Source organism: Enterobacter sp. Sphag1F (assembly GCF_014193275.1).
Classification (GTDB): Bacteria; Pseudomonadota; Gammaproteobacteria; order Enterobacterales; family Enterobacteriaceae; genus Pantoea; species Pantoea symbiotica.
Map to the genome: position 1 here is coordinate 1135784 of NZ_JACHZD010000002.1, position 15687 is coordinate 1151470.

At 54.3% G+C, this 15687-nt stretch carries 15 protein-coding genes, 2 tRNA genes, 1 rRNA gene and 1 pseudogene; 8 read left to right on the forward strand and 11 right to left on the reverse strand.

From position 1 onward, the window contains the following. Genes hpxX through hpxZ form a run of 3 tightly spaced genes read left to right on the forward strand, consistent with a single transcriptional unit; the run spans position 1 to position 1966 of the window. A complete protein-coding gene (gene hpxX, locus FHW71_RS10765) occupies positions 1–186 on the forward strand; it encodes an oxalurate catabolism protein HpxX (protein ID WP_061723592.1) in 186 nt (61 codons plus the stop codon). Next, on the forward strand, positions 183–1580 hold the full coding sequence (locus tag FHW71_RS10770) for an AtzE family amidohydrolase (RefSeq protein ID WP_179451769.1): 1398 nt from the start codon (positions 183–185) through the stop codon (positions 1578–1580). The genes hpxX and FHW71_RS10770 overlap by 4 nt, the downstream gene beginning before the upstream one ends. A gap of 2 nt (positions 1581–1582) precedes the next feature. Beyond that, on the forward strand, positions 1583–1966 hold the full coding sequence (gene hpxZ, locus FHW71_RS10775) for an oxalurate catabolism protein HpxZ (protein ID WP_154195066.1): 384 nt from the start codon (positions 1583–1585) through the stop codon (positions 1964–1966). Positions 1967–2558: 592 nt separating this feature from the next. On the opposite strand, the gene puuE is transcribed toward hpxZ, so the two are convergent. Genes puuE through FHW71_RS10790 form a run of 3 tightly spaced genes read right to left on the reverse strand, consistent with a single transcriptional unit; the run spans position 2559 to position 4998 of the window. Next, entirely contained in the window at positions 2559–3518 is a 960-nt protein-coding gene (puuE, locus tag FHW71_RS10780; RefSeq protein WP_179451770.1) for an allantoinase PuuE, read from the reverse strand. Positions 3519–3547: 29 nt separating this feature from the next. Further along, positions 3548–4279: an allantoin racemase gene (gene hpxA, locus FHW71_RS10785; protein WP_179451771.1), complete on the reverse strand. Its 732-nt coding sequence runs from the start codon at positions 4277–4279 to the stop codon at positions 3548–3550. Then, on the reverse strand, positions 4276–4998 hold the full coding sequence (locus FHW71_RS10790) for a GntR family transcriptional regulator (RefSeq protein ID WP_008105218.1): 723 nt from the start codon (positions 4996–4998) through the stop codon (positions 4276–4278). Before FHW71_RS10790 ends, hpxA begins: the two co-directional genes overlap by 4 nt. Before the next feature lie 145 nt (positions 4999–5143). Between FHW71_RS10790 and FHW71_RS10795 the strand changes: the two genes are divergently transcribed. After that, positions 5144–6637: an NCS1 family nucleobase:cation symporter-1 gene (locus FHW71_RS10795; RefSeq protein WP_179451772.1), complete on the forward strand. Its 1494-nt coding sequence runs from the start codon at positions 5144–5146 to the stop codon at positions 6635–6637. Between the two features lie 91 nt (positions 6638–6728). Here FHW71_RS10795 and FHW71_RS10800 read toward each other — a convergent pair. Both FHW71_RS10800 and dnaQ read right to left on the reverse strand, forming a co-directional pair. Next, positions 6729–6805 (reverse strand) — tRNA-Asp (locus tag FHW71_RS10800). 134 nt (positions 6806–6939) lie between these two features. Further along, positions 6940–7671, reverse strand: a complete 732-nt coding sequence (gene dnaQ, locus FHW71_RS10805; protein WP_154183866.1) for a DNA polymerase III subunit epsilon — start codon at positions 7669–7671, stop codon at positions 6940–6942. Between dnaQ and rnhA the strand changes: the two are divergent. Next, positions 7625–8192 (forward strand): annotated as a pseudogene (gene rnhA / locus FHW71_RS10810) (ribonuclease HI). The gene dnaQ and the pseudogene rnhA sit on opposite strands and share 47 nt — an antisense overlap. On the opposite strand, the gene FHW71_RS10815 reads toward rnhA, so the two are convergent. After that, on the reverse strand, positions 8177–8911 hold the full coding sequence (locus FHW71_RS10815) for a class I SAM-dependent methyltransferase (RefSeq protein WP_061723590.1): 735 nt from the start codon (positions 8909–8911) through the stop codon (positions 8177–8179). The pseudogene rnhA and the gene FHW71_RS10815 overlap by 16 nt on opposite strands. A gap of 40 nt (positions 8912–8951) precedes the next feature. Between FHW71_RS10815 and gloB the strand changes: the two genes are divergently transcribed. Beyond that, complete coding sequence (gene gloB / locus FHW71_RS10820; RefSeq protein WP_179451773.1) at positions 8952–9707, forward strand: hydroxyacylglutathione hydrolase; 756 nt, start codon at positions 8952–8954, stop codon at positions 9705–9707. A 71-nt stretch (positions 9708–9778) separates the two neighbouring features. Further along, a complete protein-coding gene (gene mltD / locus FHW71_RS10825) occupies positions 9779–11152 on the forward strand; it encodes a murein transglycosylase D (RefSeq protein ID WP_036648534.1) in 1374 nt (457 codons plus the stop codon). A 139-nt stretch (positions 11153–11291) separates the two neighbouring features. Here the strand turns inward: mltD and FHW71_RS10830 are convergent, their stop codons facing one another. Both FHW71_RS10830 and FHW71_RS10835 read right to left on the reverse strand, forming a co-directional pair. Further along, positions 11292–12095 carry an endonuclease/exonuclease/phosphatase family protein gene (locus FHW71_RS10830; RefSeq protein ID WP_008105211.1) on the reverse strand — a complete coding sequence of 268 codons (804 nt, stop codon included), beginning with the start codon at positions 12093–12095 and terminating at the stop codon, positions 11292–11294. A 148-nt stretch (positions 12096–12243) separates the two neighbouring features. Beyond that, the gene (locus tag FHW71_RS10835; protein WP_179451774.1) at positions 12244–13422 is read right to left on the reverse strand and encodes an MFS transporter; all 1179 of its coding nucleotides are present in this window, start codon (positions 13420–13422) and stop codon (positions 12244–12246) included. A gap of 99 nt (positions 13423–13521) precedes the next feature. Between FHW71_RS10835 and yafC the strand changes: the two genes are divergently transcribed. Beyond that, positions 13522–14430, forward strand: coding sequence for a DNA-binding transcriptional regulator YafC (gene yafC, locus FHW71_RS10840; RefSeq protein ID WP_179451775.1), 909 nt, complete (start codon positions 13522–13524; stop codon positions 14428–14430). A gap of 15 nt (positions 14431–14445) precedes the next feature. Here the strand turns inward: yafC and dkgB are convergent, their stop codons facing one another. From dkgB to rrf, 3 genes are all read right to left on the reverse strand, one after another. Continuing rightward, on the reverse strand, positions 14446–15249 hold the full coding sequence (dkgB, locus tag FHW71_RS10845) for a 2,5-didehydrogluconate reductase DkgB (RefSeq protein ID WP_179451776.1): 804 nt from the start codon (positions 15247–15249) through the stop codon (positions 14446–14448). 169 nt (positions 15250–15418) lie between these two features. Next, positions 15419–15495 (reverse strand) — tRNA-Asp (locus FHW71_RS10850). A 102-nt stretch (positions 15496–15597) separates the two neighbouring features. Continuing rightward, positions 15598–15687 (reverse strand): 5S ribosomal RNA (rrf, locus tag FHW71_RS10855); the annotation flags it as partial.

Consider the following 15687-nt stretch of genomic DNA (forward strand, 5'->3'; position numbering starts at 1 on the left):
ATGAGTTCACAACCGGACTGGGCCACCTATATCGCCCAAATGGAACAGATTCTGGCGCTGGAGCTGGATGATGCGCGCCGCGCCGAGCTGCTGACGCAGTTCAACCGCATCGCCGCGATGGCCGAGCCGCTGATGGCGCTGCCGCTCGACGATCGGCTGGAAGTGGCGGGAGTCTTTCATCCATGAAACTGTCGTCTTTATCGATTAACGCCTTGCAGCAGGCGCTGAGCCAGGGCGAGATCAACGCCCGCGATATCGCGCAACATACGCTGGCGGCGATTGAACAACATAATCCGGCGATCAACGCCTGGACCGAAGTCACCGGTCAGCGCATGCTGCGCGAAGCCGATCAGATCGATCAGCAGCGCCAGCGAGGCGAAACCTTGCCGCCGTTGGCTGGCATTCCTTACGCGGTGAAAAACTTGTTTGATGTCGCCGGACACAGCACTTTAGCCGGCGCCAGCCTGTTCAGCGAACGCGCGGCGGCACGCGAGGATGCATGGGCGGTGAGCAAACTGCGTCAGTCTGGCGCGCTGCTCTCCGGCATGCTGAATATGGATGCCTATGCGTACGGTTTTACCACCGAAAACACCCATTACGGCGCGACGCACAACCCGCGCGATTTAACCCGCGTGGCAGGCGGATCGTCCGGCGGTTCGGCAGCGGCGGTGGCGGCGGGTTTAGTGCATTTCTCGCTCGGCACCGACACCAACGGCTCGATTCGCGTGCCCGCTTCGCTGTGCGGCATCTTCGGCCTGAAACCGACCTTTGGCCGCCTGTCGCGTAGCGGCAGCCATCCGTTTGTCGCCAGCCTCGATCACATCGGCCCATTTGCCCGTTCGGTTGAAGATTTGAGCCTGGTGTACGACACCTTGCAAGGTGCCGACGCCAGCGATGCCTTCCAGGCCGCGCAGCCCGTTGCGCCAGCCAGCGCCGGGCTTAACAAGGGCGCAGAAGGCGTGCGCAGCGCGGTACTCGGCGGATTCTTTTCAGCCTGGTGCAGCGATGAAGCGCGTGCCTCCGTGGCCGTGGCGGCTAAAGCGTTGCAGGCAATCGACGAAGTAACCTTACCGAATGCAGAGATAGCGCGTTCGGCGGCCTTTATCATGACCGCCGCAGAAGGCGGCAATCACTACTTGCCGATGCTGCGCACGCAGCCGGAGCAGTTCGAGCCCAACTCGCGTGAACGCTTGCTGGCCGGAGCGATGCTGCCCTCGGCGTGGTACGTGCAGGCGCAGCGTTTCCGCCGTCACTTCCAGCAGCAGGTGCTGCCGCTGTTTGAACAGTTCGATGTGCTGATTGCACCCGCCACACCGTGCACCGCCACCACCATCGGCCAGGAAACCATTCACATCAACGGCCAGCATTTACCGACGCGCGCCAGCATGGGCATGCTGACCCAGCCGATTTCGTTCCTCGGCTTACCGGTCTGCACTGTGCCGCTGCAAACCGCCAGCGGCTTGCCGATTGGTTTACAGCTGATCGCCGCACCGTTTAAAGAACATCTGGCACTGCGCGCCGCCTGGGCGCTGCAACAGCAAGGGCTGACGCTGCCACAAACCACCTTAATGGATGCCTGAAGATGACACCTGAACATATCGATCGCCCGGCAGTGCTCGCCGAAGTCACCGCCGCCTTTTACCGCTACGAGCAGGCGTTGATCAGCAATGACGTTGAAGTGCTGGATGAGCTGTTCTGGCACGACAAACGTACCGTGCGTTTGGGCGCGGGTGAGAATCTGTATGGCATTGATGAGATTCGCGCTTTCCGCGCGGCGCGTCCGTCGAAAGGGTTGGAGCGCGAGTTACGTAATACGGTGATTACCACTTTTGGCGATGACTATGCGGTGTGCAGCACCGAGTTTACGCGTGAAGGCGTGGAGAAGATTGGACGCCAGCAGCAGACGTGGGTGCGATTGCCGTGCGGCTGGCGGATTGTCGCGGCGCAGGTGAGTTTGATGATTTGAGGTGTTAGCGGGATAAATCGGTCGCCATATATGGCGTAATGCTCGTCAGATAAGCCAACGCCGATTGCGCAGGCCGATGCCACTTTTGGTCCGGCGGTCCTCGCGCCGCTTATGCGGTACCTTCACTTCGCTCGTCTGCCTGACGGACCGGCGGAGACGGGACATCCTTGTCCCGGCTCCGCCTTTCGCCCGCGTCCTGCGGGCTCTCCTGGCTTCCTCGCTTCGTTCAGCGCTGCGGATTGCCTGCCCAAAAGCGTCCCCGGCCTGCTCCCAAGCTTCAGTGCGTGTTGTTGAAAAGGGCACTTTTGCCAGAGGCGCTGACGCGTCTGCTGCGGCATAAGGGCTATTCGCAGCGCTGAGGCTTTTACGTTGGGCCAGGAGCCTCACGCATGGATGCGTGAGGCAGTTCGGGGCCGGCCAGGACGGCCGATCCGCGAACGGTCCGTTGGCACAACGTGGAAGCCGAAGGTACCGCGTAAGCGGCGCGAGGACGGCCCGTGACGCAGCAGATGTGGCAGAGCCAGCTACCTATTCAAAGCAACATGCTTTCTTAACTGACAAGCATTACGCCATAAATGGCGACCCTACAAACTCAGGATGTTGGTGCCGGATGCGTTTCGATCCAGTGATCGGCGATCTGCTGCCGCGTACACACCCACACATCTTCATGCTGCTGAATGTGATCGAGGAAGCGCTGCAAGCCACGGAATTTCCCCGGACGTCCCAGCAAACGACAGTGCATGCCAATCGACATCATCTTCGGTGCGGTTTCGCCCTCTTCGTACAGCACATCAAAGGTGTCGCGCAGATAGGTAAAGAACTGCTCCGCGGTGTTAAAGCCCTGCGGCGAGGCGAAGCGCATGTCGTTGCACTCCAGCGTGTAAGGGATGATGAGGTGCGGTTTGACCGTGCCGTCCTGACAAGTGACTTGCGTCCAGAACGGTAAATCGTCGCCGTAATAGTCGCTGTCATAGCTGAAACCGCCCTGCTCGACCACTAAACGTCGGGTGTTTGGGCTATCGCGCCCGGTATACCAGCCGGTTGGCGCTTTACCGAACAGATCGGTTAACACGTCCACCGCCTGCTGCATGTGCTGGCGCTCGGTTTTGGCGTCCATCGCCTGATAGTGAATCCAGCGCCAGCCGTGGCTCACCACGTCGTAATCCGCCGCTTTAATCGCTTCGACGATGTCCGGATGACGTGCCAGCGCCATCGCCACGCCAAACACCGTTAGCGGCAAACCGCGCTTTTGAAACTCATTGTGAATGCGCCAGAAACCGGCACGCGAGCCGTATTCATACAGCGAATCCATCGACATATGACGATCGGCGTAGCTGGCCGCACCGATGATATCGGAAAGAAACTGCTCGGAACCGGCGTCGCCATGCAACACGTTATTCTCAGCACCCTCTTCGTAATTAAGAACAAACTGCACCGCGACGCGCGCTTTGCCCGGCCACTGCGCATGCGGCGGGTTGCCGGCATAGCCGATCAGATCGCGTGGATAGTTTTTGTTGAAGCTGTACTCTTTCTTTCCAGATACATCATTCATTCTGTAAGTTCCTGTCGCTCAACCAGTGGTTAGTTTAGGTGCTGAAAGGCTCCGCTGAGCAGTTTTTCGAGGGGATAATCGAGATCGCCGTGCTTGCTGGTGCCAAAGCCTAACGCCACCAGCGACTCCACCATTTTTACTGCGGCGCTGACGCCGTCGATCACCGGCATGCCTAGTTCTTTGGTGAGATCCTGCGCCAGCGTGGCCATGCCGCCACAGCCCAACACAATCGCGCCGCTGCCATCTTCGCGTTTGGCCTGAATGCAGCGCTGACGTACTTTCTCCTGCGCCACACCGGTGCCGTCTTCCAGCGCCAGCACCGGCAGATCGATGGCATGTAGCGCAGCGCAATGGTGAGTGAAGCCATATTGCTGCAGCAGATGGCGTGCAATCACCAATGTGCGCGGCAAAGTGGTGACAATCGAAAAGCGCGTCGCCACCAGCGTGGCGGTGTGCATGGCCGCTTCCGCGATGCCAATCACCGGCCCGCTCGCCAGTTCACGCGCCGCCAGCAATCCCGGATCGCCGAAGCAAGCAATGATATGGCCGCTCACGCCTTGCGCTTTGCCGCGCTTCACCTGCTCCAGCACGCCAATTGCTGCGATGGCTTCATCAAAATGACCTTCAATCGATTCCACGCCGTGCGTTGGACACACCGCCAGAATCTCGGTGCCCGGCGCGGCAACGGCGCGCGCGGCGGCGCCAATGGTTTCCGTCATCGCTAAGCTGGTGTTCGGATTGATGACCTGAATCAGGCTCATGATGCCGCTCCTTTGTTACCGGCAAATAACCGGGTGAAATCAGGCAAGGTTTCGCCGCTGCGCTCAAAGTGCAGGCTGGCAACAATGTGTTCGAAGTGATGCTGTAGTGCGGCAGTCAACGCCGGCAGATCTTTTTGCCGCAGCAGATCCACCAGCCGATCGTGATGATCGCAACGGCAGCCGCGCTGCCACGGTGCACCGTAAGCGGCGATCACCAACGACGAACGCTGCGTCAGGCGCGTCACCATATCGGTGAGCACTTCGTTACCGGAGATCGCCTGCAGCTGAATATGAAAAGCGGCGGAGAGACGAATCGCGGCAGCACCATCGTGCTGGTCGTGTGCTTGCTGCTCTTCTTCAATTAGCACGCCAAGCGCCGCTAAGTGCGGTGCCTGTACGTGGCTCAGCACCGCTGGCAAATTGGCGCACTCTAATAAACTGCGGGTGGCAAAGATGTCGCGGGCTTCATCAACGCCCGGCGTCGCCACCTGTGCACCACGTCGGGGCGACAAGGTGATCATTTGCACCGCGGCGAGGCGCTGCAGCACCTTGCGGATGCCGGTGCGGCTCACGCCGAAGACGTCTGATAACGCTTCTTCCGGCAATTTACTGCCCGGCGGCAACTGATGCTCAACGATGGCGGTCAGCAGCGCCTGATAGATAGGTTCATCGCGATCGTTCAGATCGGCAGCCGTTTTCTGGCCTGTTTCACTCTTCATTACCTGCTCCGGTAAGTGACTGTGTGCTGCACATCGTATACGTGAAATTAATTTTTTGTATACAAGAAATCAATTCTGGCCTGGATCCTGCAATACCGTTTCACGATGTGATTATTATTCCATGATGTAGAGAGGAGCAGGTTTCATGCCAAATCATTCTGAAGTGACCTCTGCGGTGGCCTCTGAAGCCAACGCGCAATACAGTCCACGCCTGTGTAACGAAGATCTGGCGCCGACGCGCGACCAGAACTGGTCGTGGTACAACATCTTTTCTTTCTGGATGTCGGACGTGCACAGCATGGGCGGCTATGTGGTGGCCGCCAGCTTCTTTACCCTTGGGCTGGCGAGCTGGCAGGTGCTGCTGTGCTTGTTAGTGGGCATCTGCATTGTGCAGCTCTGCGCCAATCTGGTGGCCAAACCGAGCCAGATGGCGGGCGTGCCCTACGCGGTGATTTCGCGTCAGGCATTTGGTGTGTTCGGCGCGAATATCCCGGCGATTATCCGCGGGCTGATCGCTTTCGCGTGGTACGGCATCCAGACTTATCTGGCGGCTAATGCGCTGATGCTGGTGCTGCTGAAGTTCTTCCCAGCCCTGAGCAGCATGACGCAAAGCAGCTGGCTCGGCTTATCACAGTTGGGCTGGTGCTGTTTCGGCGTGATGTGGTTGCTGCAGGCGATGGTGTTTTGGCACGGCATGAGCGCGATCAAACGCTTTATCGATGTCGCCGGTCCGGCGGTGTACGTGGTGATGGTGGCGCTGGCGGGCTGGATTGTATACAAAACCGGTTTTGACGGTATCTCCTTCACGCTGGCCAGCAAGCAGTTGAGCACCGGCGAGCAAACCTGGCAGATGATCACCGCCACTGCGCTGGTGGTCTCTTACTTCTCCGGTCCGCTGCTGAATTTTGGTGACTTCTCACGTTACGGCAAAAGCATGGGCGAAATTCGTCGCGGCAACCGCTGGGGCTTACCGTTCAACTTCTTGCTGTTCTCGATTGTCACCGTAGTGATTGTTTCCGGTACCCAATCGCTGTTCGGCAGAATGATCACCGATCCGATTGAGACCGTCAGCATGGTGGGTAACGACGTGGCGGTGGCGATTGGCCTGTTGACCATGATTATCGCCACCATCGGTATTAACATCGTGGCGAACTTTGTCTCGCCGGCATTCGACTTCTCTAACTGCTCGCCGCAGAAAATCAGCTTCCGTACGGGTGGCATGATTGCTGCAGTCGGCTCGGTGTTACTGACGCCGTGGAACCTGTTTCAGTCGCCAGAACTGATTCACTACACGCTGGATGTATTGGGCTCGTTCATTGGGCCGTTGTTCGGCATCCTAGTGGCTGATTTCTATCTGATTAAACGCAGCAAAGTCTATGTTGATGATCTGTTTGATGACACGCCAAAAGGACGTTACTGGTATCGCGGCGGCTTCAACCCGAAAGCAATTGCTGCGCTGCTGCCGTCGGTGGGCATTTGTCTGGTGATCAGCTTCATTCCTTCACTGCATGCGGTGGCGAACTTTAGCTGGTTTATCGGCGTGGCGCTGGGTGCGGGCTGCTATCGCTGGCTGGCGCGCGCGGACCGCGAAGAGTCTGTGGCGGCGTATCGCGCGACGGTGGCGGTGCAGAAGGATTAAGTTGGTAATGGTCGCCATGAATGGCGACCCTACGCCGGTTTGTAAAAAGCAAAAAGCCGATGCATATCTGCATCGGCTTCTTTAAATAGATTGGCGGAACGGACGGGGCTCGAACCCGCGACCCCCTGCGTGACAGGCAGGTATTCTAACCAACTGAACTACCGCTCCGCGCTTTGTTCCCCGTCGAGAACGAGGCGCATATTAATAGCAGCTCTCGTACCCGTCAACGCTTTTTATGTGGGAATGTTTCGTTTGGCGTTTTTTTCAGCTTAACGTCGATTTTCCACGCAAAATCAGCCGTTTTACACACGCCACAGGCAGCTACCGCCCTTCTTTTGCACTAAATCCAGACGACCTTCGTGCGCAATAATCTCTTCATCGCTGGCGCTGACCACGCGCAGACCTGAACTCGGGCGCACTATCCGCTGAATGTTCTCACCGCCGCCCTGATTGTTCTGCTCACCATCGAGTGAAAAGGCCAGCGAAGTCTGACCGCCGGTCATCATCAGGAACACTTCGGCCAGAATCTCGGCATCGAGCAGTGCGCCGTGCAGCGTACGCTTGCTGTTGTCTATCTCATAACGGTTGCACAACGCATCGAGGCTGTTGCGCTTGCCGGGATACATCTTACGCGCCATCGCCAGGCTATCGGTGATCTGGCAGAAGGTTTCGGTTTTGCCGATATCCCGCTTCAGCATGCCGAATTCGTAATCCATAAAGCCGATATCGAACGATGCGTTATGGATCACCAGTTCCGCGCCACGGATGTACTCAAGGAATTCGTCGGCGATATCCGCAAACATCGGCTTATCAGCAAGGAATTCGTCGGCGATACCGTGAACGCCGAACGCTTCCGGATCCACCAGCCGATCGGGCTTCAGATACATGTGGAAGTTGTTGCCGGTCAGGCGACGGTTGATCACCTCAACCGCACCAATTTCAATGATGCGATGTCCTTCATAATGCACACCGATCATGTTCATGCCGGTGGTTTCGGTATCGAGGACGATCTGGCGGTTATTTGCAGTGCTCATAGGACTCGTTTTATGTCAGACTTGGCGTTTTGTCAGAAGGAAGTCTACCAGAGATGCGCAAACAGGTAGAAATATTCACCGATGGATCTTGCCTTGGGAATCCCGGTCCCGGCGGCTACGGCGCCATTTTGCGTTATGGCGCGCATGAAAAAGAGTTCAGTACGGGTTATCGCCTCACCACCAACAATCGCATGGAAATGATGGCGGCTATCGTGGCGCTCGAAGCATTAAAGCAGCCGTGTGAGGTGGTGCTTAGCACCGACAGCCAATATGTTCGTCAGGGCATTACCAGCTGGATCCACAACTGGAAGAAGCGCGGCTGGAAAACCGCCGATAAAAAACCGGTGAAAAATGTCGATCTGTGGAAACGCCTCGATGTGGCGCTCAGCAACCATGAAATTAAATGGGAATGGGTAAAAGGTCACGCGGGGCATCCTGAGAACGAACGCTGCGACGAACTGGCACGCAGCGCGGCGGGAAATCCTACCCAGGATGATATCGGCTATCAGGTTGAATCCTGATCCTTCACTTCACGAAACTGGCGCGTAACGTTAACCGTTTGACGTAGCTGGCTTTGACTCAGATTCTTCTTCATTTTGGTGGGCGTTAACGGGAACGTGCGTTTACGTGCCACCACAATGTTCAAACAACCGAGCGCCGGTAAATGCGCGCTGATCACCCTGCCGCCCTGCCGATGCCACGGCACCACCTGAAAACGCGTGCGGTACACCACTTCATAATTCAGCAGGCCCAGCCAGTCGAGCAATCGCACCTGGCTAAACATCCTTCCACTCCAGGGCGCGCGCGAGTGTAATCCCGGAATGCCTTTGCTGATCCCTAATAGACTGAAAGGATTGAAGCCGCTGATGATCATCCAGCCATCATCGATCAATACCCGATCCACCTCGCGCAGCACACGATGCGGATCCTGACTCCACGCCAGCGTGTGCGCCAGCAAACAGGCATCAACTGATTTAGATTCAAAGGGTAATTGTGTGTTATTGGCGATAACCTGTAACTCATCGCCCTCAATGCCCACATTCACCTGATGCGATATGGCACACTGGCTGGTGTTGATTTCTGCGCTGAGGCTGCCAATTTTAAGCATATGAAAGCCATACAGCTTCCCGAGATAAGGCTGCAGTTGCTGAGTGAGCGCGTCGCGAAAATAGTCTCCCATTGGCATATCGCGCCAGGAGCGCGGTGCAGTCAGGATTTGGCGTGTTTTAGCCGGCTTCATGCTCTACCATTTTCCTTTTTCTACGACCTGAGAGGTGTTTATGAATCTTACCAGCATTCCCGCATTGCAGGATAACTACATCTGGACACTGACGGACGATGACAATAACTGTCTGATTGTCGATCCCGGCGAAGCACAGCCGGTGCTGGATAAAATCAGGGCTAATCATTGGCAACCCGTGGCGATTTTGCTGACGCATCATCATCACGATCACGTCGGCGGCGTGGATGAGCTGTTGCAGCACTATCCCGATTTGGCGGTTTTCGGTCCACAGGAAACTGCAGATAAAGGGGCAAAGCATATTGTGGCCGAAGGCGATGAATTTACAGTTCTTGGGCTTAATTTCCGTGTCATCGCAACACCTGGTCACACTTTAGGACATATCTCATATTTCAGCTCTCCTTATCTTTTCTGTGGAGACACGATGTTTTCCGGTGGCTGCGGACGTTTATTTGAAGGCACCGCAAAACAAATGTTCGAATCATTTCAAAAGCTTAATCAACTCCCTGCAGATACTCTTGTTTGCTGTGCGCATGAGTACACTTTATCCAATATGAAGTTTGCTGCGGCTATTCTGCCCCATGACCCTAAAATTTTGGCAAGGTATCAGCAAATTAAGGACTTACGCGCAGAAAACCGCATTACTTTACCGACAAAACTGGCCTTAGAGCGGGAAATAAATTTATTTTTACGCACGCAAGACGCTGATTTACAACAGGCTTTAGGCACTAATGTGTCATCGTCAGCATTATGGCAAACTTTCGCCGATCTACGCGAGAAGAAAGACCGCTTTTGATATTTGAGGTTGTGTTGTGGTGGACCGTCACGTATAGTTGCTCGTCTTTTAAGCGAACTATTGACACACACATGAAGGCTAAAGCGATCTTACTCGCCTCGGTCTTGCTGGTGGGATGTCAGGCATCAAGGAATGACGCCAATATCCCCGTACAGCATGCCCAGAGTCTGTCTTCAGCTGGTCAAGGTGAAAATGGAAAGTACGGAGATCGATTGTTGTCGCCGCGATGGCAGGATGATGGAACAAGCCTCGCAGAAGATACTGATCTCTGGAATCACATTAGTGACGAGTTGAAGATGGGGATTCCGGAAAACAGCCGGATCCGCGAACAAAAAACAAAATTTTTAAAAAATAAGAGCTATCTCCACGATGTAACATTACGGGCAGAGCCGTACATGTACTGGATAGTCGAGCAGATACAGAAACGTAAAATGCCGATGGAACTGGTACTGCTACCCATAGTGGAGAGCGCTTTTGACCCACACGCAACATCTTCTGCGAATGCCGCCGGCATTTGGCAGATTGTTGCACAAACGGGCAAAAACTATGGTTTGAAACAGAACCAATGGTACGACGGACGCCGCGATGTGGTGGCCTCGACCAAAGTAGCGCTGGATATGATGCAGCGTCTTAACGGTATGTTTGACGGTGACTGGTTACTGACCATCGCCGCCTACAACAGCGGTGAAGGACGTGTGCTGAAGGCGATGAAACAGAATAAGGCGCGCGGTAAGCCGACTGACTTCTGGAATTTATCGTTGCCACGCGAGACCACGGTTTACGTACCTAAAATGTTGGCCTTGAGTGAGATTCTCAAGAACAACAAGCGTTACGGTATCAAACTGCCGACCCCGAACGAGAGCCGTGCATTAGCTCGCGTAGAGGTGGGACAGCAGATTGAATTGACGCAGGCCGCCGATATGGCCGGTATGTCTCTCAGCAAGCTGAAGACATTTAATGCCGGTTATAAAAACGGAGCCACAGCGCCAAATGGACCGCACTACATTATGGTGCCGAAGTCCAACGTTGCTAAGTTGCGCGATTCACTGGCTTCCGGTGATATCGCTTCCGTGCAGCCTACCGAGATGGCGAAAGTCAGCGCGGCAGGAAACAGCTACACGGTACGCAAAGGCGACACCTTGTCTGGTATTGCCAGCAAGCTTGGCGTAAGCGTCAGTGCACTGAAACAGCAGAACAATCTGCGCAGCGCTTCAGTTCGTACCGGTCAGACTCTGACCGTAAGCGGCAAAGCGAGCACGCAATTGGCTGATAACGGCAACAGCATCACCTATCGTGTACGTAAGGGTGATTCTTTTGCCAGTATTGCAAAACGTCACGGTGTGAATACCAAAGATGTTATGCGCTGGAACAGTGACGCTAAAGACATTCAGCCGGGCGACAAGCTCACGCTGTTTGTGAATAATAGCGCAACACCTGATACCTAATGCCCCGAAAAGGCTGACTTTTGTCAGCCTTTTTCATTTTCTGCTTCCGCTGAATTCTGCATATCGCCTGTTCAGGCACTAACTTACCCTTCGCAGTATGACTTCGATTGTTGCTAGATGGGAGCAAGAGCGTATTGGCCTAACGCTCGATACCGTAGAGAGAGTTGAACTCAACCAGCAGCGGATTGTGGTCTGAGGCGCGCGTCACCAGCACAGAAGCCTCACTGACCTTCATATCACGGTAGAAAACGAAATCCAGTGGGCGACCAAAGGCTTTACGTCGATGGTCATCGGTGAAGTTCACTTCACGCAGTGACATCTCCCGCGCAAAGCGATACAGCGCATTCATACGCTGACGACTCCAGGCGTTAAAATCCCCCGCCATGATCACCGGACCGCGATGGTGCTGAATCTGTTCTCCAATCGGCCCGAGTTGTTTGCTGTAGACATCGACACCGAGACTGAAATTGACTGCATGGATATTTACTACCATCAGCATTTCGCCAGTCGGCAACGGATATGCCGTGACCAGCGCAGATTTGGCTAAACGTAGCAGCGGTTCACGCTCGCGTAGTGGGCAGCAATAAACAGGATGCGCAGATGCCAGCGTCATGACGCCAGAAGGATGTTGCGGTAGAACAAAGGCTGGCACCTGATCGGCCGCGAGATAGTTACTGGTGGCGAATTTGACCAGTTCGGGCGTGGCTTGCGCCTCCTGCAGAAGAACAAGGTGGGCATCTTTGCCAAAACCTTGCAGCACCGACATCCAGTCTGCGCGCTGTTGCTTGAAGATATTCCAGACTAAGACTCGCAGTGTGGGATCGGCTGGCAAAGGTGCGCCAGGCGGTAATGCCTGCCCAAGATGCAGCATTGCCCCCGGCGGAAAGATCCGCTCTGCTGGCTGACCTGCTACATAACGCATTGAATAAGTTTTTTTCCGCACTTTCCCGCCTGACTGGTTTACGACTCGTACTTCACCTGACTGTTATAGGGATTTTAGCGCGGGGTTTCAATTGGTGTTCTTGATTGTCGGAATTCGCCTCACAGCATACCAATGCAAAAGCCTGCCAGTTGGCAGGCTTTTGCGCGTGTTACTCCATCGCTATCGCCGTTTTAGGTTTATCGAGTTGACCACTCAATCGCACCAGCAGCAGCGCGCCAAGCACAATCACCGCACCAACCCACGGCGTTTGCGCCAGTCCATAATGCTCGACAATATAACCACCTACTGTGGAACCCAGAGCGATACCGATATTGAAGGCCGCAATATTGAGGCCTGATGCAACATCTACCGCGCCTGGCGCATAATGTTCAGCTTTCTGCACCACGTAAACCTGCAAACCCGGCACGTTGGCAAAGGCGAAGATACCCATAACTAACACTGTTGCCACTGACATAAAGTGCATGCTGGCGGTAAACTGGAACACCATCAGCAGCATGGCCAGCGCCATAAAGATCAGTGTTAATGCAGGAACCGCGCCACGGCGATCGGCCAACTTACCGCCCCAGATATTACCGATGGCGACCGACACACCATAACCCAGCAAAATCACACTCACTGCGGTAGGTGAAAAGCCAGCCAGCGACTGCATCATTGGCGCAAGAAATGTGAAGGCAGTAAATACGCCACCATAACCCAGCGCGGTAATCGCATAAATCAGCAGAAGACGTGGATTGATCATCACGCGAGCCTGCTGGGCCAGCGTTGTTACCGGTGGTTGAGCAATGTTACGCGGGATAAGCAGTTGGCTTGCCACCAGAGCGATGACGCCCAGCAATGACACAGCCAGGAAACTTTCACGCCAGCCAAAGTGTTGCCCGATGAGCGTACCCAACGGCACGCCAGTCACCAACGCTACGGTCAAACCGCCAAACATGATGGCAATGGCACTCGCTGCCTTCTCTTTGCTTACGAGGTTGGTCGCTATCGTGGAACCGACAGAGAAGAACACACCGTGAGCCAGGCCGGTAAGCAGTCGGGCAATGACCAGCGTTTCATAGTTTGGTGCCAACCAGGCAACCAGATTGCCAACGGTAAAGAGCACCATCAATCCCATTAATAATTGCTTACGCGCTAACTTACCGGTCAAAGCAGTCAACACCGGAGCGCCAACGGCAACGCCCAAAGCATAAATAGAGACCAGCATTCCTGCGGAAGGCAGCGTAATACTGAGTTGTTCAGCGATGGTTGGGATCAGCCCGACAATAACAAATTCTGTCGTTCCGATCGCATAGGCACTGATTGTCAGCGCCCAAAGTGCAAGTGGCATGATTAACTCCCATGAAGTTTTGATGGGCGTTAGTATTGCCTCATGCTTTAATGACAAAAAGATGCAAAGTAAGAATAGACATTTGCTTTTGGAGGGATAATGAAGGCATCGTCAGATGAGCTTAAGGTGTTTATCGCTGTGGTGGAGAGCGGCAGCTTTAGTCGGGCAGCAGAACAGTTGCAGATGGCCAATTCAGCAGTAAGCCGCACGGTTAAAAAGCTGGAGAACAAGCTGGGCGTGGCGCTCTTAACGCGTACTACGCGTCAGTTAGCGCTCACTCATGAAGGAGAGCACTATTTTCGCCGCGTGCAAAAGTTGATGCAGGAGATGTCGACCGCCGAGAGCGAGTTGATTGAGCGTCAGCTGGCACCTCAGGGCGTGCTACGTATTGATGCAGCTACGCCCGTGATTCTGCATCTTTTACTGCCGATGATTAAACCCTTTCGTGAGCGCTATCCAGACGTCACGCTATCGCTGATCTCTTCGGAGAGCTTTATTAACCTCATCGAACGTAAAGTCGATGTGGCGATTCGCGCCGGCAATTTGACGGATTCTACGTTGCGCGCTCGTCTGCTCTTTATTAGTTATCGCAAATTAGTGGCCACGCCGGCTTATCTGGCGAAATATGGCGTACCAGCATCGGCAGCTGATTTAGTGCAGCATGAATGCCTTGGCTTCGTTGAAACGCCACGCTTAAATCGCTGGCCTGTCGCAGATGAAGGTGGCGAGCTTTATGACATCACGCCGGGCATGTCATCTAACAGCGGCGAAACGCTCAAACAGCTAGTGCTAGGCGATCAAGGTATCGCGTGTTTATCAGATTTTATGGTGGATAAAGAGATAGCGGATGGCACTTTTATTGAACTGCTAGCTGAACATCGCGTTCCAGTCGAGATGCCCTTTAACGCGGTCTATTACAGCGACTTGGGAGTTAGTCAGCGCGTTCGGGCGTTTATCGATTTTCTAAGTGAATGGGTTAAAGATCAGCCCTGGCGAGTGCAGGGCTGAAGAGGTAAGTAGCGATCAATCCCAGTCTGGTGCCAGACCTTCAGGACTCACTAAACGCTGCTGACGATCCAGCGCGGCAATATTTGCCATATCTTGATCATCTAACTGCAGATCAACTGCTGTCATGTTGCTCGCCAGGTTTTCACGTTTGGTGGATGACGGGATCACCGCGTAACCTAACTTCATCGCCCATGCCAGAACCACCTGAGCTGGAGTAGCTTTGTGCTTCTGTGCAATTGCGTTGATTACCTGATCCTTCAGCGCCTCGCCATAAGCCAGCGTCATGTAAGAAGTGATGTGAAGACCATACTTTCTAGCAAATTCAACCACCTGACGGTTCTGCAGGAAAGGATGCAGCTCAATCTGGTTAGTGGCAATATTTTCTGCACCAACCGCGTCAATCGCCTCTTTCATCAAGGCGATTGGGAAGTTTGAGATACCAATCTGACGCGTCAGGCCAGCTTCTTTTGCTGCCATCAATGCCAACATGCTCTCTTTCACTGATACCGCCGCTCCCGGAGAAGGCCAGTGGATCAAGGTGAGATCGACATAATCAGTGCGCAGTTTTGCCAGGCTCTCTTTCAAGCTGGGAATCAACTTCTCAGCATCAAGATTCTCAATCCAGATTTTGGTAGTAACGAACAAATCGCCACGTGCTACGCCACTTTCAATGATCGCCTGACCCACAGCTGCTTCATTTTCATAGATTTGCGCGGTATCTAATGTGCGATAGCCAAGTTCTAAAGCAGTTTTAACTGAATGGATTACAACATCGTCTTGCAGACGGAAAGTACCTAAACCAAAGGCGGGGATTGTCATGATTTCCTCATCGGATAGCGTTATGTTTCGATGGGAACTATTCTGGCAGGTTTATTGTTGCTGAAAAATCCGCTTATAAGCAGAAGAATTTTGATTTTTTATCAATAATATTAGCGGAATTACAGACATGAAAAAGCCCTGACTTTTCAGTCAGGGCTTATCAATTAAGTGGCGGAACGGACGGGGCTCGAACCCGCGACCCCCTGCGTGACAGGCAGGTATTCTAACCAACTGAACTACCGCTCCACCGATTCTGTACTGATATCAGACAATCGTTCTGATTTCAGGTGTTTCGCCCTTCCCGCGTCACCGGGAAGGTCACGACCCGATAACGGGTCTTAAATTGATGCCTGGCAGTTCCCTACTCTCGCATGGGGAGACCCCACACTACCATCGGCGCTACGGCGTTTCACTTCTGAGTTCGGCATGGGGTCAGGT